Raw genomic sequence first — 19,410 nt, forward strand, 5'->3', positions numbered from 1 at the left:
CCTATGTCATCTCATCATATTGTCCGCGAAAATCAGGAACCCGCATTACTGATTGAAGATCTTTTCCTTATTGATGAAGAGGATTTGGGCCAGCTACTGGAATGGAGCCCAACCATTGTAATCGAAGAAGGAACAATGGATTTACTGGATGCACGAGGGTATAAGTTCGATATTGTTTTTACAAAAAATGCCATTAACGCGTCACAGGAGAATCTGAAGGTAATTTCCTATGATAATGCTTTTCTAAGGACCGCTATTGAATACCTTGTAGCACATCAGTATAAAGCGGTGAATATCTTGACCGATCAGCTTGATGTGGCGTATTACGAGCCCTATCTTGAGCAGATTAATGTTGTCCTTATCACGAATGGGGTTCGCTATTGTTTTGTGACAACAGGATTCACCAAATGGAAGCCGGCAGGGGAAAGGATCCGAATTGAGGGACTTGATACTGATGGAAAAAATACGCACGAAGGCTTGATTAAGATCAGTGACAACGAATACGAAATGGAAAAAGACGGCTTATTTGTCCTTAAATTTTCCCATGTAAAATACATTTTAATAGGAGAAAAGATCGCATGATAACAATAGAATTGGCAGAACAAAGCGATATCAGAAGCATTTCAAATATGGCGCATATTATTTGGCCAGTTACTTATGGAGCCATACTTTCACAGGACCAAATTGACTTTATGCTGGAAAAAAGCTATACCGTTGAAGGACTTGCAGAAAGCATGGTTAATGGCCAATTTTTCTATATTTTGAAAGAAGATGGTATCGGACAGGGATTTATTGCCTTGAGAACTCTTGAAGATCGCGTCCGTATTGAAAAGCTCTACTTGATGCCTAACGTTCAAGGAAAAGGTTTCGGAAAGGCACTGATAGACTTCGCTTCGGAAAAAACACGACTAAAAGGTAAAGGTATTCTTGAACTAAATGTAAATAGAAATAACCCTGCTTACCATTTCTATTTAAAGCAGGGCTTTGAGGTCATTGAAGCTATTGATATTCCTTATTATGATTATGTGCTAAACGACTATGTTATGCAAAAGGAAGTCAACGCTTCAGCTGTTTCTTAATCTTTTAGTTTTTCGACGCGGGAAGGTGTTTGTCTGCCTTCTACAATTCCCGAGATACCTATCGCGATCGCTTCTATACTGGAAATAATGTTCTGAACGTTTAGCGTAGATACCTCATCTTTTACGGTGTGGTAGTATTCATCCTTATCCATTTGAGAGGTTGAGAACGAATGTGCCGGAACTCCCTTGGCCGCTAATACTGCATTGTCACTACGGTAAAACAGATTCTGTTTGGTATAAGGATCTGGGTAGAATTTGAAGGTTGTATTTTTCAGATTCTCCTGCATCAATTCGCCCAGATTGGATTGATCATATCCCGTGATATATACCGTATTGGGACCGAATTTTGAGTCTTTTCCGATCATTTCCATATTGATCATCGCGACTACCTGATCCGCATTGATATGGTTGGAAAAATATTTTGAGCCATACATGCCAAGCTCTTCGGCGGTAAAGGCGACAAAAATAAGGGTCCTTTCATTTTTATTCTGTTTTTTGTAGTAATCTGCCAGGGTCAACATCGCTGTTACGCCCGAGGCATCATCATCGGCTCCGTTGGCAATAGAATCTTGACCCACTGCCGGAAGAATGCCAATATGATCGTAATGTCCCGAAAAGATGACGTATTCGTTGGGTTTACTTTTGCCGGGAATAATTCCCGCCACATTAAACAAGGGGAAATTTTGAAGTTTCCGTTCAATATGAATTTGAAATGCTTTGGGCTTTTCCGCTGTCAAAAGGTAGACAATCGATGGTTTTTGTTTGGTGGATTCCTCTATAAATTTTGGAGCGTTGAGCATTTGACCAAAACGTACAAAATAGCTTTCAAAGGAAGGATCTACCAAGACAAGTGTATTTTCTTTGGCCAGTGAATGTTCTCTAAATACTTTCGCAAAATCATCACCCGATTTTATTTCGACGATGTTAAGGCTACTTTGATTATCCCACTGTAAATCCACATGGTTTCCAAGTGAAATAATATGGTCAGCTGCAATAACCTGCTTATTGATGGTTGCGGATTTGCTTACCGGAGAGATTTTATCCAATTGGAATGTCTGCCTATAATTTTGTTCTGCGTAGGGGGTCAGGCCTATTCTCTTCATTTCAGCAGCGATAAAATCTGCAGCAGGTTCGATGTCTTTTGTCAAAGCAGATCTCCCACGCATATCGTCGGCGGCTAAGGTATTGAGTATACGGCTCACATCTTGGCGTTCCTGAGCGGAAATGACTTGCTGTCCATAAGTTACTGCCGAGAGTGCTAGTAAAGATATAGACAGTATAATTTTAGGTATTGAATTCATATAAAGCTTAGTAAAGTCTGGGTGAAGATAAGGAAAATTCTACAAGCGAATTGTGCATGAAAAAAAAATCCTAAAATGATGCAGACAAAATGATGCGAAGATAGGGAAATCCCGTCTGGCATTTCTAACGCCGTTAATACACTAAAAATTGAGGCTATTTTATGCTATTCTCATTAACAATGGCTGATTTTGAGCATCCATGAAAGCGAACACTTTCGGAAAAAATGTAGTATATTTGAATATTAAATAGTTTGAAAATGAAAGAAGTATCTGTACAAGAATTAAAGAATAAAATCGATAACAACGAAGATTTTCAGTTGATAGACGTTCGTGAATCCTTTGAGTATGAAGTATCAAATTTAAATGGATTGAATATTCCACTTTCAGGTATATTGATCGAAGCGGATAAGATTGCGAAAGATAAACCTGTTATCGTACAATGTCGTTCTGGAAAACGTTCTGCACAGGCGATTATGTTATTGGAGCAACAAGGTTTTGACAATCTTGCAAACTTAAGAGGCGGAATTTTAGCTTGGAAAGAGGAAATCGATCCAGAGTTAGACGTTTATTAAGATGAAGAATTTGGAGCATCAGACTAAGCAAGCTTTCTTGTTTAGTCTTGCTTTTTATAGCGTAGCTATTTTAGCGCGATTATTTAACCTTGGTATATTCCCTATATTAGGTAGCCTTTCCATTTTATTGTCTCTCCTATGGGTAATATTGGTTCTACGGGAAATCATGCTTTCGAGGACAATTTCTAACACGGAGAGGATGCTGATGGCTTTGACGATCGTTTTATTAAACATTGTTGGGGGAGCATTCTATTTCTTTGGAGGATGGAGAAAACGGGTATTGGGATTAATAAAAAAGTAATATGTTAAAGTATTTTTTTCTAAACATCGTGTTGAGTTTGGCTATTGTATTTTTAGTTTACAGTGGTTTTGAAGGGTATAAGGCCGGCAACATGTTGGTAACGGGATTATCCATCGCCTTTTTGGTGGTTTTGATCTACCTCCGCGTTGTTTTAAGCAAACGAGTTCGATCGCTTATTCAACAAAAAGAAAGCGGTAAACAGCAACCTGCTACAAAACAAAAGAAGAAGTGATAAAAAAAGCCTGCTTTAAGCAGGCTTTTTTTATCACTTCACAAATGGTGGTTTTGTTACTTTTGCTTTTATTTTTTGATTGCGGATCAGAATAAAGATCTCGGTGCCGTCTTTTGAAAAGGCTGTATCCACATAACCCAAACCGATTGATTTTTTCAATGTTGGTGATTGCGTTCCCGAAGTAACACGTCCAATTACATTTCCATCAGCATCAACGATTTCGTAATCATGACGAGGAATGCCTCTGTCAATCATCTCGAAACCAACAAGCTTTTTCTTTAGACCAGCTTCTTTTTCCGCTTTAAGCGCCGCAGAATTCACAAAGTCTTTTGTAAACTTCGTTACCCAGCCTAAACCGCCTTCTAAAGGAGATGTATTATCATCGATATCATTTCCGTATAGGCAGAAACCCATTTCTAGACGTAAAGTATCACGGGCACCTAAACCAATTGGTTTGATTCCATAAGCTTTACCTGCTTCAAAAATAGCATCCCATACTTTTTGGGCATCTTCATTGGCCACATAGATTTCAAAACCTCCAGCGCCAGTATATCCTGTTGCAGAAACCAACACATTTTCTACACCCGCAAATGTACCTTTTGCAAAGGTATAGTATTCCATTGGAGCTAATTCGATATCTGTAAGCGATTGAAGTGCATCCGCAGCCTTAGGACCTTGTACTGCAAATAAAGAGGTTTGATCCGAGATATTCTTCATCTCCACACCATCTGTATTGTATTTGGAGATCCAGTTCCAATCTTTCTCAATATTTGACGCATTCACAACCAAAAAATATGTCTTATCGTCTATACGGTATGTTAGGAAGTCATCAACTACACCGCCAGTTTCATTGGGGATATAAGCATATTGAACTTTGCCATCGTATAATTTTGACACATCATTGGAAGAGATTTTTTGAAGTAGATCCAGGGCTTTTTCACCTTTTAGGATGAATTCACCCATGTGGCTTACATCAAAAACTCCTACACCTGTGCGAACTGTTTCGTGCTCATCATTGATGCCTGTGTATTGTACGGGCATGTTGAAGCCTGCAAAGGGAACCATTTTTGCTCCTAAAGCAATGTGCGTCTCCGAAAGGGCAGTATTTTTTAACATAAAAATTAAGTTTTAATCAGCTACAAATTTAATAAAATATACGTGATTCCTCACTGTGAATCCATTTTAGAACAATCGATTTAATTGCTTACCTGGAGCGAATAGATGGTCATATGATCATCTTCGCTATCGGTATCCTCACACAGCAGGAAAACAAGGCCTTGGGTCGTCTTCTCTTTTAACGTGATTCCTTCAAATTTATGCTTTTCAGGAATTTCGAATGTCTCGGGTTTGCCAGAAAGATCTGAAGGTATTTTTCCAAGAAGGGAACCTCCGATTTCTCCATCCAGATAGGTCGATTTTGCGTCTTCCGCGGTAGCGATAAAATAGATTTCATTTCCAACCAGGGTCGCATCTGAGAAGCCTGTCGAGATGCCATTTAGCTTGGGTAGTTCAATCGGGATACATCGGGACTGGCCAGGATAAAGCGGGTGATACTCTAAAATGGCATTTGTGCCTTTAGGACCATTTCCCCGGTTAAAAAATAGGATCTTATCTTTTACATGAACAACACCTTCAATATTGAAGTCTTCTTTGGAAATACTGAATTTTTCCATTAAGGAAGAATAGATTTTACTGAAGTCTTCCTCGAGGATTGTTTTGCCGTCCCAAATAAAACGATTGTTTCTGTTTGGGGTAGAACCAGAACCATAAAGATAATAGCGGCTTCCATCGAAAGTGATCGATTCCAAATCCAATTTAGCTGCTTTAGCAATGTTTTCCATCGGATCAGACTGGCGTAGTACCGTTTTAGACAACTTTTGGTCTGCGATATGATAGCTGTAGATGTAATTGCTATTGTCAGAAATGATATGGATCTGCCTATCCTGATAGACAATACCAGAAGCTGCAGTGATACCGGATATGCTGATAAAGGCTTCGAGAATCAATTTTAACATACTTCATTGAGATTTAATATTTCCAATACTCTGATGAAATCGGGTTGTAGGGGCGCTTCGATATGAACGTCTTCGCCCGATAACGGATGTTTAAAGGTCAGCTCCGAGGCATGCAACAGCATGGTATCCATTTGGTACGTTTCTTTCCAGAACTTGTTTTGTTTGTTGCATCCGTGCGGGCGATCGCCGATAATTGGATGGAAGATATGCGCGAAATGGCGGCGTAACTGATGCATACGACCTGTAATTGGATTGGCTTCGACGAGACTGTATCGTGATGTCGGAAATTTTCCGAAGGGAACGTCCAGCTCGCTTTGAGCAAGTAAACGAAAAGACGTTTGGGCTTCCTGAAGCGTACCATCGTCCCTTTTTAAGGGATAATCAATCAGACCTTCCGCTGGTGCGAAGCCCCTGAGTACAGCGAGGTATTTTTTGTCGACCTTGCGCTCCTGAAAACTTTTTTGTAAATATTGGTCAGTCTCCTTATTTAGCGAAAATAGCAGTATGCCTCCAGTCTTCCTGTCCAAACGATGTGCGGGATAAACTGTTTTTCCTAGTTGGTCCCGAAGGAGCTGTAGCGCAAATTCTGAAGCATCGCGTGCGATAGAAGATCGGTGTACCAATAGTCCATGCGGTTTATTGATTGCAACGATAGATTCGTCTTCGTAGAGTATTTCTAAAGGCATATTAGATCTTTTTCAATGCAGCAATAATTTCGTCTGCTTTTTCATCAATTTTTGGGCTCAGCCAGATGTGTTTAAAAGCGCCTCCGCCTATGATCTGTTCGGTGCCCTGCCATTTTATTTTTGTTAAAGAAAACAAATAGTAGTTGTCTACCACGACCGAAGTTTGAATAAATCTATCGACAATGTCGTTGCCAAAAAGCTGCATCCCCAATCCGAAAAATTCCTGATCTTTTGCATGAAGCTGGCTTTTCAATAGCTGTTCAGCTTTCGCACGTACAATTTTTTCATGTTCCTCTTTGCTGGGGTTCGTCAAAATTGCAGCCAGCATGACGACGATCAAAATCAGTGCAAATATTCTTTTTTTACTCATTTTAAATTCGAGATTAAGTTTTGGATGTCATAACGGGATGACTATCGACATCAAAATTATTAAATAGATATTAGATATAGGTCATTGTTTCCCCAGAAATACCAAGGATTCCAATTTAGCGAGAGAATGACAGGAATTGTTGGCATTAGATACCATTTAGCAGCGAAAAAGCCCAGGAGAATAATGTCCAAATAAGATACAATGTAACAGCGATGAGCAGAAAAAAGACAATCAGGATACTGATGACGATTCCGATACCCGAACCCGTATGTTTTCCTTCATAATAATGTTGTCTCAGTAATTTGATATTCTTTTCGTTGGCTTTGCTAAAAAAATCGAGCAGGTTTCCGAGGAAAGGAATGCTCCCAAGAATTGCATCCAGGGAAATATTGAGGAGCATGCGTATGACGAGCTTGGGACTGGCGCCATTACGCCACATGGCTATGACTAAGACTAGTGATGTTCCAAAACCCGCTATTGCTCCTCCTAGGGGAATAAGGTTTAACAGCGGATCTAACCCAAACCGAAATCCTCCAATTTTAAACTGATTATCCATTAACCAAGATATTCGGTCGATCCAACCGAAATCTTGGTCAATTTGTTTTAATTTATCTGCTGGAGTTTTTTCTCTGTGCATGATTACAATAACTCGAACGAAGCGCTGATCTCACTCGTTACTTTCATCGGTCTGATATTTAAATCAAGCCCATTGCCAGCAGCACTATCTGCAGCTTCGGCCATGGCGCCTTTATACATAGCGTTACGCATCATCGGTTGAACGCCAAATATAATTTGTTGCGGTGTTTCAGATAATACGATGGCTTTGCCAATTTTTTGACCTGCTGCTTCTGCTAGAATCTGTGCATTAGCTTTGGCATCCAATACTGCTTTGGTTTTTAAACTTTTTTCCAGTTCCTTTTTCTTCGAATAGTCATATTCACTGATATAAGTGCTTTGGATACCCGCTTTGTCGACTCCATCTAGTAATTGATCCAAATTATTCAAGTTGGTTACCTTGATACGGTACTGTCTCGAAAGTAGAATATCTGTATCTTTTTTCTTTTTGTCCGGGACGTTATAACTCCAGATATTTTGGATGGTAAAATCCTCTTTTTTAACACCAGCTTTTGTTGCCGAATCAAACAGATCCTTTTCTAATTTGTCTATTGCAGCTTTTTTCTTGGTGTTGCCATTCTCATAAAACTCTTTCAGTGTTACATCGATGTAGATGATATCGGGAGTTACTTCCTCTTCGGCACGTCCTACCGTGGATACAAATTCTTTATTAACCATTTGTTGTGCGTTTAATTGAGTCATCAAACCTAAAAAGGCAAGTCCTAAAAGTATTTTTTTCATGTTTTTTGTCTTAAAGTTTTTATAATAATACGATTGCTATTATCGCTTTGCTACAAGATTGGAGCCAAAGTTGATGAAAAAGTTTAACGGATAAAAAAAATAAAAAGGTTAAGATTTTTGATTTTATTTCTATACCTTTAGGGAAATTAATAATATAGTGCCATGCAAGAAGGTAAAGTAAAATTCTTTAATGAGACCAAAGGTTTCGGTTTCATCATCCCTAACTCAGGCGAGAGCGAAATTTTTGTTCACGTTTCGGGATTAGTAGACAAAGTTCGTGAGAATGACAATGTATCTTACGAAGTTGAACAAGGCCGTAAAGGTCTTAATGCGGTAAATGTAAGAGTTATCTAATTAGATTGAAGATATATTTATTGTGAAAAGGCCTATGCGAACAGCATGGGCTTTTTTATGCAGTTGTATTTTATGAGCCAGGATTTTTATGAGCCAGGATTGATATTATCCTTTAGCATTGGAAATTCGAAAGAGTAGGTGCGAGGGCCGTTGTTATGGTCGGTTAAACATTTTGGACTGATAATTGTAATGAAGTGTTTAAAATATGGAGATTAAGATGAAACGCACTTTATTATTGGTTCTTTCTGTTGTCATAGCGGTTTCCATGTCGGCATGTTATTCCACTCATCATGGCCACAGCCATGGCCGAGGTCCGAAAAAAAATGCCGCCGGGTCAGGCTAAAAAATACTATGGAGAGCAGTCTGCTCGTGATTTTGCTCCCGGGCAACAAAAGAAAAAACACAGACATTAATTCTAATTGGATGCTAGAGAATCAAATCCGTTACTATTCTTGGGGCGGTGAATTTTCGTTAGTTTGATCGGGAAAGATCAAAAATAGAATTTAAATAAAAAAGCGTTTCACAATCTTGTGAAAGCGCTTTTTATATGGGTTAGCCTTAAGCAAAGGGGTCTTTGTCGGGTGCAGGTGGCGTAGGATTTGACGGTTGTGAACTTCCGAATGGATCCTGTGGCCGAGAAGAACCTAATGGATCTTGGCTTTGATTAAAGGGATGATTTGAGCCGCTTTCAATCGCCTTGGGGTCTGGACCATATTGATTTGAAGCCTTGTCACCTTCCAATACCAATAAGTAAAGCAGATAGATCCAACCAATAAATGGAATCAAGGCGACTAATATAAACCAGCCTGATTTATTGGTGTCATGTAATCTTCGGACCGTAACGGCTATCCCTGGAATTAGTAAAGCTAAACTTACTAAGCCTGAGACATACGTAAATAAGCTTGCAATTTGTCCCAGTATTCCAAATACTGCGCTAATGATAAGATTTGCAAGGAAAAACATCCAATATTCCTTTCGGCGGGCTCTTCCTTCAAAGTTGGCATAGTTGTCTCGAACAACCTTTAAAAAGTTTTCTTTAAGTTCCATATCTTTAATACTTTTTTAGGTGAAAATGATGTTAGTAAACCAAATGTTATTTCAATTTTGTTACAATAAATGTACCAAGAATTTATCTGAGAGAACAATTATTAGAGACAATTAGATGGTTACCAAGTAGCTAATTGCTGGTTATTTTGTTTAGGCTGGTTGAGCATTTCAGAAGGGATATTTATTTCCTGTTATCCAAAGAGCGCCTGTTGGATCTTTTGAATAGGAAACTTGGGCTTAATTATCTAAAAATTTCTTCGAGTATATAGAGCGATTTTATTTCTTTAAAATTTGTGCGGTGCAGACGATAGAAGTCGAGCACTTTTTCCAATAGGAATTGCCTATCCGAACTGCTCATTTTAATTCGATCACAATTCGAATATTCGGATTCGATTAAATTTCTGAAAATAGACGTATGTGGTTCCTGTAATACAAGCGGATGTTCAGGAAGGCTATTTGAGAAGGTCGCTTCATGAAGATTAAAATAAGGGTGGGCCTGCTTAGATTCAGCCGGATAAAACCCGAGAAAACGGGTTAGCTTGATTAAAAAAACAAGATGAAAATTGGCCAGATTTAAATGCGTTTCATCCAGCCAACGGATAGATTGGTGGATGAATTCAAAAAGGTAGGGGTCGTTTTCCTGTTCCTTCAGAATTTTATAGAGTATTTCATTCAGAAAAAGAGCGAGGGAGCTTTTGACAATATCATAAGGAATTTCTTGCAGGACAGGAACCTGACGAGCTTCGGCAATCCGCTGTAATGAACCATTATCTTTATGAGTAGCGACAACTTCCAATAAATGTAAGGGTTGAAGGATATTGGCCTTGATCTTTGCTTTAGGCTTCCTTGCGCCGGTAATGAGATAAGATTGCATGCCAAACTGTTCGGTGTAGAGCTGTACTACAAGGCTACTTTCCGAATAGTTGGTTGTTTTTAAGACGATACCTCTAGTTTTGTTCAGCATTCCCTTCTTTATCTTTTTTATGCGCTTCTTCACGCATCTCAATAATGGCATTTCGGTCTACCTTGCGAATCATGCGATAGATTAAAGTTAGAAAACCGATACTAAATACAATAACTCCGACAAGCATCGCTAATTTATACCAATTGGAGCGCTGTTCCATGAGGTAATATCCCAAGATGACAAGTACGACACCGATGATTATTTCCCTTAAGCCCTTGCGAAGATATTTGTTCATAAATGTGAATTGTTGAAAACTATTTTTCTTTACAGAGCAAATATAATACAATAAAATCCTTTATTTTTGCCCTTACCATTCCTGTGTAGAACTATTTTTAAAAATAATTCCAATTATCTTGTTGCTTATCCCAAAAAAAATATAGATATTTGCAAACTCTTTGCAGAGAGTGCAAAGGATTAACATATTGTAATAAAGACAACAAAAAAATAATATCATGTCAAGAATTTGTGATTTAACAGGCAAAGCGGCGTTAACAGGAAATAACGTTTCTCACTCAAACGTTAAAACTAAACGTAAATTCTATCCAAATTTACAAACTAAACGTTTTTACATTCCAGAAGAAGATCGTTGGATTACGTTAAAAGTATCTACTTCTGCTATCAAGACTATCAACAAGAACGGGATTACAGCAGCGATCAATAAATTTATCGTTAAAGGGTCAATCTAATTGATTGTCGCGCCTGTTACATTAAGATTATTCATGAATTTCAATCCTATAATGGGATCAAAATAAAGTAAAACAATGGCTAAAAAAGGAAATAGAGTACAAGTTATCTTAGAATGTACTGAACACAAAGAAAGTGGTCTTCCGGGAATGTCTCGTTACATCACTACTAAAAACAAAAAGAACACAACTGAGCGTTTGGAATTGAAAAAATTCAACCCAGTATTGAGAAAAGTTACTGTTCATAAAGAAATTAAGTAAGTCACACATCTTAGCCCTTGAAAGAGAAGCTAAGTAAAATATTAATATACCATGGCAAAGAAAGCAGTTGCATCGTTACAAAAAGGTGGCGGTAAAGAATTTACAAAGGTTATTGTTACTACTAAATCTGCAAAAACTGGCGCGTATACTTTCAAAGAAGGTATGGTTCACAACGATAAAGTGAAAGACGTAGTTGCAGCAGCTCAAAAATAACTAGTAGCATTTTCCTTTTTTAAAGTTTTTCTTTAAAAAGAATTCGATAAAAATAGCCGTTTTGGTATCCTACCGAAAGGGCTTTTTTTGTTGAGGACATTTGTTTATATTTGGACATCAATTTTCACTACTACACTCCATGGGATTATTTGATTTTTTTAAGAAAAAACCACAAACACAAGAAGAAGAACAGGCCTTAGATAAAGGTTTGGAAAAAACAAAAGAAGGCTTTCTTTCCAAGATTACAAAAGCTGTCGTTGGTAAGTCAACAGTAGATGACGATGTGCTGGATAATCTGGAAGAAGTTTTGGTTACTTCTGATGTTGGGGTTACAACTACCTTAAAAATCATTGATCGCATACAAGCCCGCGTTGCCCGCGATAAGTACGTTTCTACTTCTGAGCTAAACAATCTCCTGAAAGAGGAGATTCAGACGCTACTGGCAGAGAACAATAGTGCTGATTTCGAGAATTTCAATTATGGCGATCATAAACCATACGTTATTATGGTTGTAGGTGTTAATGGGGTTGGCAAAACAACGACCATTGGCAAACTGGCTCATCAGTTGAAACAAGCTGGAAGCAAAGTTGTATTGGGGGCAGCGGATACCTTTCGGGCCGCGGCTGTTGATCAACTTAAATTGTGGGGTGAGCGTGTTGGCGTGCGTGTTGTCGCTCAGGCAATGGGCTCGGATCCTGCTTCAGTGGCCTATGATACCGTGAAATCGGCAGTGGCAAATGGTGAAGATGTGTGTATCATTGATACCGCAGGCCGTTTGCACAATAAGGTTGGCCTAATGAATGAGCTCACGAAGATCAAAAATGTGATGCAGAAGGTTGTTCCAGGTGCACCACATGAAATCTTGTTGGTCTTGGATGCATCGACAGGACAAAATGCCATTGAGCAATGTACGCAGTTTACGCAGGCAACGGATGTGAATGCCTTAGCATTGACTAAACTCGATGGAACAGCTAAGGGTGGGGTGGTTATTGGTATATCTGATCAATTTAAGATCCCGGTGAAATACATTGGTGTAGGAGAGAAAATAGGTGATCTTCAGTTGTTTAACAAAAAGGAATTTGTGGACTCCCTTTTCAAATAGAGTCTACCTTCTAATCATATGAAGACAAAATACGCGAAACCAGCGCCTTTGATCAATAAACCACGTGTCAATGTGGTGACTTTGGGCTGTTCGAAAAATATTCACGATAGTGAAGTCCTGATGGGCCAGTTAAAGGGCAATCAGATGGAAGTCGTGCATGAAGCATCCAATATACAGGCGAATGATATCGTCGTCATCAATACCTGCGGGTTTATTGATAATGCCAAGCAGGAATCTATTGATGCGATCTTACAATATTCGGATCTAAAAGATCAGGGTAAAATCAATAAAGTGATCGTTACAGGTTGTCTTTCTGAACGATATAAGCCAGAGCTACAGTCTGAAATCCCCAATGTTGATGCCTTTTTCGGTACGAATGATTTGCCGGATCTGTTGTCATCCATTGGTGCTGATTATCGGCATGAATTGTTGGGCGAACGCTTATTGACAACACCCTCGCATTTTTCTTACTTTAAGATTGCCGAAGGATGTAACCGTCCCTGCTCTTTTTGTGCAATTCCCTTGATGCGTGGTAAACACGTTTCCAAATCCATTGATGATCTTGTGAAAGAAGCAAAATTTCTCGCGTCGAACGGCACGAAAGAATTGATTCTGATTGCACAAGATCTGACCTATTATGGCTTAGATATCTATGGAAAGCGCAATCTTTCTGATTTAATGCGCCATTTGTCAGATGTTGACGGTATCGAATGGATCAGACTGCAGTATGCCTATCCTTCGGGTTTCCCAATGGATATTTTGGACGCCATGAACGAACGTTCAAATATCTGTAATTACTTGGATATGCCATTGCAACATATATCTGATCCGATGTTGAAGTCTATGCGAAGAGGTACAACAAAACAGAAACAGATCGATCTTGTCAACGCAATACGTGACAAAGTTCCAGATATCGCCTTGCGTACGACATTAATTTGTGGTTATCCAGGTGAAACTGAACAGGATTTCCAGGAGATGTTGGATTGGGTTGAAGAGACCCGTTTTGACAGGTTAGGCTGTTTTACCTATTCTCATGAGGAAAAGACGCACGCACATTCGCTGGAGGATAATGTGCCACAGGAAGTAAAAGAAGAGCGTGTGGAAGCTATCATGGAAGTGCAGCAAGGTATTTCGTATGATATCAATCAGTCCAAAGTGGGTAATACGTATAAAGTATTGGTTGATCGGGTAGACGGCGATTACTTTATCGGCCGCACAGAATACGATTCTCCAGAAGTAGACAATGAAGTTTTGATTCTTGCTGCAGATTCTTATGCACGTATTGGTGATTTTGTTCAGGTAAAAATCGACCGAGCTGAAGATTTCGATCTATATGGTGAAATTGTAAGGAAATAAGTTTAAAAGCTTATAGATGATAATATAAACAAACGGGCTCCTTTATTCAAAGGAGGCCCGTTTGTTTATAGACAATTGTCAGTAAAATGATATAATTTAAAAGCGGGACAAGCTTTTTGTGAAAATTCACTATTTTGTCGACGCAAACTAGATACATTTGTAAACGTACAATCCCCATTTTAAACAATCTATAGCCGTTTAAAATCAGATTCAAGAAAGCCTGTCGTTTCATGGTGAATCATCCTTCTGATTAAAATTGAAAATAGGTTCTATTTAGCGAAAAAGATACACTGCCATGTCAGCTTGCTTTGGGGGATTTTCGTTATCAATTAAGAATAGAGAATAATTAATAAAATTTGCAGATGAAGGCAACTTATATTGAATATAGTGAAACAAATAGCTTCTCTAAGACTTTATTGGCCTATTTGGCGCATGATGAAGCCTTAAAATCTTTTGTAGGAAACTGGCCTACCTGGGCTGGTTTTGAAAAGCAATTGAACGAAAAGAAGAAATTTGAACACCGGGAGATTCTTGTTGAGCGTCTTAAAAAGCAATATGGCGAGCTATTAAAGGATTCCCCTGCTGTAGCGGCCAATATAGAACTGTTGCTCGACCAGAATTCTTATACCATCACGACGGGACATCAGCTCAATATTTTTACCGGACCTTTGTATTTTATTTTTAAAATCATGACGGCAATACGTTTGTCCGAAGATTTGAAGGGCAAACACCCCGATAAAAATTTTGTTCCTGTATATTGGATGGCGACCGAAGATCATGATTTTGAAGAAATCAACCATACGAAAGTCTTCGGTAAGAAAATTAGTTGGGATACGCCTGCTATTTCTGCTACCGGGCGAATGGATACAGCAACAATCGTTGATGCTGTGAAGCAGTACACAAATATTTTGGGGCTTTCCGAAAATTCGACTAAACTTACACGGATTGTGGAAGAAGCCTATTTGAACCATGATCGATTAGCAGATGCAACGCGATATATGGTTAATGAGTTGTTTAAGTCTTACGGTCTTTTGATCGTCGATGCGGATGACCGGGAATTGAAGGAACTGTTCAAGCCAATTATCAAGGAAGATATCTTAACTGAAAAAAGCTTTAAGGCAATAACAGCGCGATCGGAAGAGCTAGAATCAAATGGTTTCTCCACCCAAGTACATGCTCGTGAGATTAATTTCTTTTATTTGACGGATGAATTTCGGGAACGCTTGGTGCTCGCTGCCGATGGTCGATACGAAGTATTGCATCAGAATATTTATTTTACGAAGGCTGAGCTTGAACAGGAGATTGATCATTATCCAGAGCGCTTCAGTCCAAATGTGGTCATGCGTCCGATGTATCAAGAAATTATACTTCCCAATCTTGCTTATATTGGTGGTGGCGCCGAAATGGTCTATTGGATGCAATTGAAGTCTAACTTTGACCAATATCAGGTAGATTTTCCAATTTTGATACCGCGCAATTCAGCGATGATAACTGAGGACAACGTTGCGGCGAAATTATTTCGCGTTGATCTAACGTTTAAGAGTATCTTTCGTCCAGCAGAAGTACTAAAAAAAGAATATGTTCGACGTCATACCAAAGAACGTCTCAATCTCAATGACGAATGGATGGAGCTGAACGCTATTTTTGGTAAGATAAAGTTACGAACCCACAAAATAGATCCAAGTTTAGGCCCTAGTACGGAAGCGGTAAAAGCGCGGTTAAAAAAAGCGATCAATAATTTAGAGAAAAAGCTGATGAAAGCCGAAAAGCGAAATCATCAACATGCTCTAACGGATATTGATAATGTGAAGGAAAAGCTCTTTCCTGGCGGAGGACTACAGGAAAGGTCTGAAAATTTTGCGTTACTCTATGTTAAATATGGAGATAGCCTTTTTAGGGATCTTTACAAATACTTTAATCCATTGGATTTTAAGTTTACGATTTTGTATTAGCATGTCAGCTTCGGCTGACTTTTTTTGTGATGTTATTCGCAATAAAGACCGTCGATTCGGATCATTTCTGTTGGTGTTTACGAATCATGCAGGCTTTTTGCAGATACGGTCTATTTCTATCCCTATTTAAAATGTTTTTGATGCATATTCCGAGTTTTTTTCAAAAGCGCTTTCATTTTTATTAATATATATTTTAAAATGCTTTGTTTATAATTTCATAATATTTCGTTTAGCTCCTGTTAACAGTTTCGGTGTAGTTTTGCTTTCATTATCACAACCAACAACTAAATGAAAGAATTTTTACTCACAACATGTGCCATTGCGCTTGGAACAGGTTTGTACGCCCAGACGACCCAAGCGGGGTTTTCCGGCAAGATTACGGACGAAAATGATAAAGGAGTTCACGGAGCTTCAATTGAAGTACGTAATGAATCAACGGGTTTCACAACGAAGACTTCGACTAATGCAAATGGCGATTTCAACTTTAAGGAGTTGCCTTTAGGCGGCCCCTACACGATCAAAGTAACTTATATAGGCTATGGCGAACAAGTGCGTTCGGGATTTAATTTAAATCAAGGCGATATCGTCCGCCTGAAGATTCCTATCCAAAATACCTCAAATGTATTAGAAACGGTTGAATTAACAGGAATAAGTACCCTAAAGAATAAAATAGAAAATCTAGGTGCTGCTACAGCGGTTACGGCCAAAGATATTGCGAAACTGCCTGTCAACGGTCGGAATTTTACTTCGCTGATGGACCTTTCTCCTTTGAGTAAGGGCGATAATATCGGTGGCCAGTTGGGTTCCTCTACTAATTTTACAATTGATGGTATGAATGCCAAAAACCCGACTTCTGCAGGCTCAACAACCAGTCGTAGTGGTGCTCCGTTCTCCATTTCGATAGAAGCCGTTCGTGAATTTAAAGTGGTCACCAACCAATATGATGTGACTTATGGAAGAGCAGGGGGAGGAACAGTCAGTGCGGTAACCAAACAAGGAACAAATCAAACGCACGGAAGCGCATGGCTTTATTCAAGGGCCGATTGGTTGTCCAGCCCATACGATATTAGAGGAAATAAACGAAGCAATGATTTCTCTACGTATCAATATGGATTTACATTAGGCGGTCCCATCATTAAAGACAAGTTGCATTATTTTGTAGCTTGGGATCATCAACGCGATGCCCGCCCCTTGATTATCGCAGATATCAATTCGCCAGCAGATGAAAAGCGTTTCAATGTTACACAATCGACCCTCGATGAGTATATTCGTATAGGACGTGAAAAATATGGATTGAGTAATGATAGGCAATATGGTTCTTTCGATAAGAAACGAAATTCTGATGCTATATTTGGCCGTATAGATTGGCAGATCAATGAAAAGAATTTATTGACAATACGGAATAACTTTACAAGTGACCTCAATAAGCTTGGTCTAGAGGATAATACCGCCATCAATTTATATGAATCATACGGAAATGACAAGAATATTGATAATAGTTTTTTAGCAACTTTACGTACTTCCATTTCCCCAAAGCTTACCAATGAACTGAAATTGCAACACCTTTATACTTTTCAAAAAAGTAGTCCTGGAGATATGTTGCCTAGTCAAAATATTCCCCGTGCCATTGTAGAGAATGTGGTGTCTACCATTGACGGAAGTAATTTGTCGACTAATATTCAATTAGGCGGTCACCGGTTTGCACAGGAGTCCTTTAAGAATAATGTCGTACAGTTGGTCAATAACCTGTATTATAGTACGGACAATATCAATTACACGTTTGGTGTGGATTTGATGTATACACATGCAAATTCGATTTACGGAAGTGAAGTCAACGGACGTTTTCATTTTAGGGAGGATGCTAACAATACGGCATTGCAAAATTTTGCAAACCTAAAACCTTATGCATTTTACCGGGAAGTCCCTTTGGTGGCCGATCCAACTGTGATCGGTAAGATATTTAATGCCGGTGCGTATGGACAGTTGCAGACCAAATTGGCGAAAGGATTGGATCTGGTTGCGGGACTACGATTGGATTATGGTCATTATCCAACCTCTCCTCTAAATGAAGAATTGCTGAAAGAAGTGGGGGTACGTACAGATCACAAGTTGAAATCTTTTGTTGTACAGCCTCGTTTCCAGATGACTTGGGATGTGAATGAAGAACGAAAAGATTTTTTCCGTGTAGGAGCAGGTATCTTTGCATCTGATATTAATAATTATATGACCATCAATAATTTAACTTTTGATGGGAAGCATTTTGCGACAGTAGATGTTCGTGGTAACGATGTGCCTACACCTAATTTTGTGGGGTACAGACAAGATCCGTCAACAACGCCAACCCTGGCACAATTTCAAGTGCCAACGATCAACACCTATGGAGCTGATGCGAAAATACCAGTGGTGTACAAGGCCAATGTATCTTACACGCATTTCTTTACCGAAAAGTTAAAAGCGAGTCTTTCAGGATATATGAATCTAGGACGCAACAACTATATGTATGTTGATCGTAATATGGTTCAAGATCCGTTCTTTAGATTGGCGAATGAAGATAATCGTGGGGTATTCGTACCGGCTACGGCTATTGTCAATGGTGTTCCAGATTGGAAACAGGGAAGGATTTCCAATAAGTTTGGACGCGTGTTAGAACTAAACTCTGAGGGAAAAGTAAATCAGTTTGCAGTTGTATTGGATGCAAGTTATCAGTACTACAAAGATGGATCGATTTCTGTAAGCTACACATGGAACGATGCGAAAGATAACACGTCCTACAATGGGAATGTTGCCAATACAGCGACCTTATCGCTGGCGGTAAAAGATGATCCAAGAGATTTGAGTAAGATGAGTTATTCGAATAATCAATTCCGAAATAAAATTGTTATTTATGGTACACTACCTACATTTTATGGTGTCAGTGTAGGGGTTCGTTATTCGGGAATTGGTGGAACACGCTACAGCTTGCTTGCTGGAGGTAATATCAATGGCGATTTTGTATCCAATTCGAATGACTTAGCCTTTATTTTCGATCCCAATAGTCCAAATACGCCAAAGGCGTTGGCAGATGCCATGAATGCGTTGTTGGCGAATGGTGAAGCCAGTCAAAGTCTGAAAGATTATATTAAAAAGTACGAAGGTAAGATGGCCGAAAGAAATGGCGGTATCAATAGCTTTTACGGTTTGATTGATTTAAGAATAGCTAAAAAATTCAACCTTTACAAAACACATGCTTTGGAGCTTTCAGCGGACGTATTCAATGTGGCGAATCTCTTTAAGAAAACCTGGGGTGTCAATGAATCTTTAGGTAATCAATCGTTGTATGCTGTATCAAAAACAGCGGCAGCAAATGGAAATCCCGAAATTCCTGCATTCGACCCTGTTAAGCAACAGTTTAATTATAGATTGAACAACTCTGGTATTGTATCACCTTCAGGGAATCCGTACCAATTCCAATTGGGATTGAGGTATTCGTTCTAACTTGACTGGAGAAATAGGAATTAGATTGTTTTAGAAAAGATAATGCCCCTGCGAGCAATGGCTCCAAGGGGCATTTTTATTTGTCTATTAAA

22 protein-coding genes are annotated in these 19,410 nt (G+C 39.0%); 12 read left to right on the top strand and 10 right to left on the bottom strand.

Going from position 1 to position 19,410, the window contains the following annotated elements; all coding sequences use genetic code 11:
* Nucleotides 1-3: 3 nt before the first annotated feature.
* Together BV902_RS01405 and BV902_RS01410 are read left to right on the top strand one after the other, a co-directional pair.
* Complete coding sequence (locus tag BV902_RS01405) at nucleotides 4-582, top strand: hypothetical protein (RefSeq protein ID WP_075990449.1); 579 nt, start codon at nucleotides 4-6, stop codon at nucleotides 580-582.
* Complete coding sequence (locus BV902_RS01410) at nucleotides 579-1,079, top strand: GNAT family N-acetyltransferase (protein WP_075990450.1); 501 nt, start codon at nucleotides 579-581, stop codon at nucleotides 1,077-1,079. Before BV902_RS01405 ends, BV902_RS01410 begins: the two co-directional genes overlap by 4 nt.
* Here the strand turns inward: BV902_RS01410 and BV902_RS01415 are convergent.
* Nucleotides 1,076-2,380 carry a M20/M25/M40 family metallo-hydrolase gene (locus BV902_RS01415; protein WP_075990451.1) on the bottom strand — a complete coding sequence of 435 codons (1,305 nt, stop codon included), beginning with the start codon at nucleotides 2,378-2,380 and terminating at the stop codon, nucleotides 1,076-1,078. The two genes, BV902_RS01410 and BV902_RS01415, sit on opposite strands and share 4 nt — an antisense overlap.
* A 257-nt stretch (nucleotides 2,381-2,637) precedes the next feature.
* Between BV902_RS01415 and BV902_RS01420 the strand changes: the two genes are divergently transcribed.
* Both BV902_RS01420 and BV902_RS01430 read left to right on the top strand, forming a co-directional pair.
* Complete coding sequence (locus BV902_RS01420) at nucleotides 2,638-2,952, top strand: rhodanese-like domain-containing protein (protein WP_075990452.1); 315 nt, start codon at nucleotides 2,638-2,640, stop codon at nucleotides 2,950-2,952.
* Between the two features lie 302 nt (nucleotides 2,953-3,254).
* Complete coding sequence (locus BV902_RS01430) at nucleotides 3,255-3,485, top strand: DUF6358 family protein (RefSeq protein ID WP_075990454.1); 231 nt, start codon at nucleotides 3,255-3,257, stop codon at nucleotides 3,483-3,485.
* A gap of 33 nt (nucleotides 3,486-3,518) precedes the next feature.
* Here the strand turns inward: BV902_RS01430 and gcvT are convergent, their stop codons facing one another.
* From gcvT to BV902_RS01460, 6 genes are all read right to left on the bottom strand, one after another.
* On the bottom strand, nucleotides 3,519-4,601 hold the full coding sequence (gcvT, locus tag BV902_RS01435) for a glycine cleavage system aminomethyltransferase GcvT (protein WP_075990455.1): 1,083 nt from the start codon (nucleotides 4,599-4,601) through the stop codon (nucleotides 3,519-3,521).
* 80 nt (nucleotides 4,602-4,681) lie between these two features.
* Nucleotides 4,682-5,500: a DUF6929 family protein gene (locus BV902_RS01440; protein ID WP_075990456.1), complete on the bottom strand. Its 819-nt coding sequence runs from the start codon at nucleotides 5,498-5,500 to the stop codon at nucleotides 4,682-4,684.
* Entirely contained in the window at nucleotides 5,494-6,186 is a 693-nt protein-coding gene (locus BV902_RS01445; protein WP_075990457.1) for a pseudouridine synthase, read from the bottom strand. Before BV902_RS01445 ends, BV902_RS01440 begins: the two co-directional genes overlap by 7 nt.
* Nucleotide 6,187: 1 nt before the next feature.
* Nucleotides 6,188-6,556: a DUF4359 domain-containing protein gene (locus tag BV902_RS01450; protein WP_075990458.1), complete on the bottom strand. Its 369-nt coding sequence runs from the start codon at nucleotides 6,554-6,556 to the stop codon at nucleotides 6,188-6,190.
* Nucleotides 6,557-6,701: 145 nt separating this feature from the next.
* Complete coding sequence (locus BV902_RS01455) at nucleotides 6,702-7,193, bottom strand: DUF4112 domain-containing protein (protein WP_075990459.1); 492 nt, start codon at nucleotides 7,191-7,193, stop codon at nucleotides 6,702-6,704.
* A 2-nt stretch (nucleotides 7,194-7,195) separates the two neighbouring features.
* The gene (locus BV902_RS01460; RefSeq protein ID WP_075990460.1) at nucleotides 7,196-7,912 is read right to left on the bottom strand and encodes an SIMPL domain-containing protein; all 717 of its coding nucleotides are present in this window, start codon (nucleotides 7,910-7,912) and stop codon (nucleotides 7,196-7,198) included.
* 162 nt (nucleotides 7,913-8,074) lie between these two features.
* Here BV902_RS01460 and BV902_RS01465 point away from each other — a divergent pair, with 162 nt between their 5' ends.
* Nucleotides 8,075-8,266, top strand: coding sequence for a cold-shock protein (locus tag BV902_RS01465; RefSeq protein ID WP_046672593.1), 192 nt, complete (start codon nucleotides 8,075-8,077; stop codon nucleotides 8,264-8,266).
* A 558-nt stretch (nucleotides 8,267-8,824) separates the two neighbouring features.
* Here BV902_RS01465 and BV902_RS01475 read toward each other — a convergent pair.
* The 3 genes from BV902_RS01475 to BV902_RS01485 all read right to left on the bottom strand — a co-directional run bounded on the left by BV902_RS01475 (nucleotide 8,825) and on the right by BV902_RS01485 (nucleotide 10,512).
* Nucleotides 8,825-9,313, bottom strand: a complete 489-nt coding sequence (locus BV902_RS01475) for a DUF805 domain-containing protein (RefSeq protein ID WP_075990461.1) — start codon at nucleotides 9,311-9,313, stop codon at nucleotides 8,825-8,827.
* Between the two features lie 241 nt (nucleotides 9,314-9,554).
* Nucleotides 9,555-10,277, bottom strand: a complete 723-nt coding sequence (gene recO, locus BV902_RS01480) for a DNA repair protein RecO (RefSeq protein ID WP_075990462.1) — start codon at nucleotides 10,275-10,277, stop codon at nucleotides 9,555-9,557.
* Nucleotides 10,261-10,512, bottom strand: coding sequence for a hypothetical protein (locus tag BV902_RS01485; protein ID WP_075990463.1), 252 nt, complete (start codon nucleotides 10,510-10,512; stop codon nucleotides 10,261-10,263). Before BV902_RS01485 ends, recO begins: the two co-directional genes overlap by 17 nt.
* A gap of 217 nt (nucleotides 10,513-10,729) precedes the next feature.
* On the opposite strand from BV902_RS01485, the gene rpmB reads away from it, so the two are divergent.
* From rpmB to BV902_RS01525, 7 genes are all read left to right on the top strand, one after another.
* Complete coding sequence (rpmB, locus tag BV902_RS01490; protein ID WP_046672597.1) at nucleotides 10,730-10,963, top strand: 50S ribosomal protein L28; 234 nt, start codon at nucleotides 10,730-10,732, stop codon at nucleotides 10,961-10,963.
* Nucleotides 10,964-11,038: 75 nt separating this feature from the next.
* Nucleotides 11,039-11,221: a 50S ribosomal protein L33 gene (gene rpmG / locus BV902_RS01495; RefSeq protein WP_002998409.1), complete on the top strand. Its 183-nt coding sequence runs from the start codon at nucleotides 11,039-11,041 to the stop codon at nucleotides 11,219-11,221.
* Nucleotides 11,222-11,272: 51 nt separating this feature from the next.
* A complete protein-coding gene (locus BV902_RS01500) occupies nucleotides 11,273-11,434 on the top strand; it encodes a DUF4295 domain-containing protein (RefSeq protein WP_075990464.1) in 162 nt (53 codons plus the stop codon).
* A gap of 139 nt (nucleotides 11,435-11,573) precedes the next feature.
* Nucleotides 11,574-12,536 carry a signal recognition particle-docking protein FtsY gene (gene ftsY, locus BV902_RS01505; RefSeq protein ID WP_046672598.1) on the top strand — a complete coding sequence of 321 codons (963 nt, stop codon included), beginning with the start codon at nucleotides 11,574-11,576 and terminating at the stop codon, nucleotides 12,534-12,536.
* An 18-nt stretch (nucleotides 12,537-12,554) separates the two neighbouring features.
* Nucleotides 12,555-13,892 carry a 30S ribosomal protein S12 methylthiotransferase RimO gene (rimO, locus tag BV902_RS01510; protein ID WP_075990465.1) on the top strand — a complete coding sequence of 446 codons (1,338 nt, stop codon included), beginning with the start codon at nucleotides 12,555-12,557 and terminating at the stop codon, nucleotides 13,890-13,892.
* 362 nt (nucleotides 13,893-14,254) lie between these two features.
* A complete protein-coding gene (bshC, locus tag BV902_RS01520) occupies nucleotides 14,255-15,844 on the top strand; it encodes a bacillithiol biosynthesis cysteine-adding enzyme BshC (protein ID WP_075990467.1) in 1,590 nt (529 codons plus the stop codon).
* Nucleotides 15,845-16,132: 288 nt separating this feature from the next.
* Nucleotides 16,133-19,318, top strand: a complete 3,186-nt coding sequence (locus BV902_RS01525) for a TonB-dependent receptor (RefSeq protein WP_075990468.1) — start codon at nucleotides 16,133-16,135, stop codon at nucleotides 19,316-19,318.
* Nucleotides 19,319-19,410: the final 92 nt, after the last annotated feature.

The organism is Sphingobacterium sp. B29 (assembly GCF_001952815.1).
In the GTDB taxonomy this organism is placed as follows: Bacteria; Bacteroidota; Bacteroidia; order Sphingobacteriales; family Sphingobacteriaceae; genus Sphingobacterium; species Sphingobacterium siyangense.

What these genes read in the sequence shown, in the direction of transcription:
- rimO (WP_075990465.1), top strand. Translation starts at nt 12,555, where the DNA reads ATGAAGACAAAATACGCGAAACCAGCGCCTTTGATCAATAAACCACGT.
- BV902_RS01475 (WP_075990461.1), bottom strand. Translation starts at nt 9,313, where the DNA reads ATGGAACTTAAAGAAAACTTTTTAAAGGTTGTTCGAGACAACTATGCC.
- BV902_RS01460 (WP_075990460.1), bottom strand. Translation starts at nt 7,912, where the DNA reads ATGAAAAAAATACTTTTAGGACTTGCCTTTTTAGGTTTGATGACTCAA.
- recO (WP_075990462.1), bottom strand. Translation starts at nt 10,277, where the DNA reads ATGCTGAACAAAACTAGAGGTATCGTCTTAAAAACAACCAACTATTCG.
- BV902_RS01440 (WP_075990456.1), bottom strand. Translation starts at nt 5,500, where the DNA reads ATGTTAAAATTGATTCTCGAAGCCTTTATCAGCATATCCGGTATCACT.
- BV902_RS01500 (WP_075990464.1), top strand. Translation starts at nt 11,273, where the DNA reads ATGGCAAAGAAAGCAGTTGCATCGTTACAAAAAGGTGGCGGTAAAGAA.
- BV902_RS01465 (WP_046672593.1), top strand. Translation starts at nt 8,075, where the DNA reads ATGCAAGAAGGTAAAGTAAAATTCTTTAATGAGACCAAAGGTTTCGGT.
- bshC (WP_075990467.1), top strand. Translation starts at nt 14,255, where the DNA reads ATGAAGGCAACTTATATTGAATATAGTGAAACAAATAGCTTCTCTAAG.
- rpmG (WP_002998409.1), top strand. Translation starts at nt 11,039, where the DNA reads ATGGCTAAAAAAGGAAATAGAGTACAAGTTATCTTAGAATGTACTGAA.
- BV902_RS01525 (WP_075990468.1), top strand. Translation starts at nt 16,133, where the DNA reads ATGAAAGAATTTTTACTCACAACATGTGCCATTGCGCTTGGAACAGGT.
- rpmB (WP_046672597.1), top strand. Translation starts at nt 10,730, where the DNA reads ATGTCAAGAATTTGTGATTTAACAGGCAAAGCGGCGTTAACAGGAAAT.
- BV902_RS01450 (WP_075990458.1), bottom strand. Translation starts at nt 6,556, where the DNA reads ATGAGTAAAAAAAGAATATTTGCACTGATTTTGATCGTCGTCATGCTG.
- BV902_RS01405 (WP_075990449.1), top strand. Translation starts at nt 4, where the DNA reads ATGTCATCTCATCATATTGTCCGCGAAAATCAGGAACCCGCATTACTG.
- BV902_RS01485 (WP_075990463.1), bottom strand. Translation starts at nt 10,512, where the DNA reads ATGAACAAATATCTTCGCAAGGGCTTAAGGGAAATAATCATCGGTGTC.
- BV902_RS01455 (WP_075990459.1), bottom strand. Translation starts at nt 7,193, where the DNA reads ATGCACAGAGAAAAAACTCCAGCAGATAAATTAAAACAAATTGACCAA.
- BV902_RS01420 (WP_075990452.1), top strand. Translation starts at nt 2,638, where the DNA reads ATGAAAGAAGTATCTGTACAAGAATTAAAGAATAAAATCGATAACAAC.
- BV902_RS01445 (WP_075990457.1), bottom strand. Translation starts at nt 6,186, where the DNA reads ATGCCTTTAGAAATACTCTACGAAGACGAATCTATCGTTGCAATCAAT.
- BV902_RS01430 (WP_075990454.1), top strand. Translation starts at nt 3,255, where the DNA reads ATGTTAAAGTATTTTTTTCTAAACATCGTGTTGAGTTTGGCTATTGTA.
- ftsY (WP_046672598.1), top strand. Translation starts at nt 11,574, where the DNA reads ATGGGATTATTTGATTTTTTTAAGAAAAAACCACAAACACAAGAAGAA.
- BV902_RS01410 (WP_075990450.1), top strand. Translation starts at nt 579, where the DNA reads ATGATAACAATAGAATTGGCAGAACAAAGCGATATCAGAAGCATTTCA.
- gcvT (WP_075990455.1), bottom strand. Translation starts at nt 4,601, where the DNA reads ATGTTAAAAAATACTGCCCTTTCGGAGACGCACATTGCTTTAGGAGCA.
- BV902_RS01415 (WP_075990451.1), bottom strand. Translation starts at nt 2,380, where the DNA reads ATGAATTCAATACCTAAAATTATACTGTCTATATCTTTACTAGCACTC.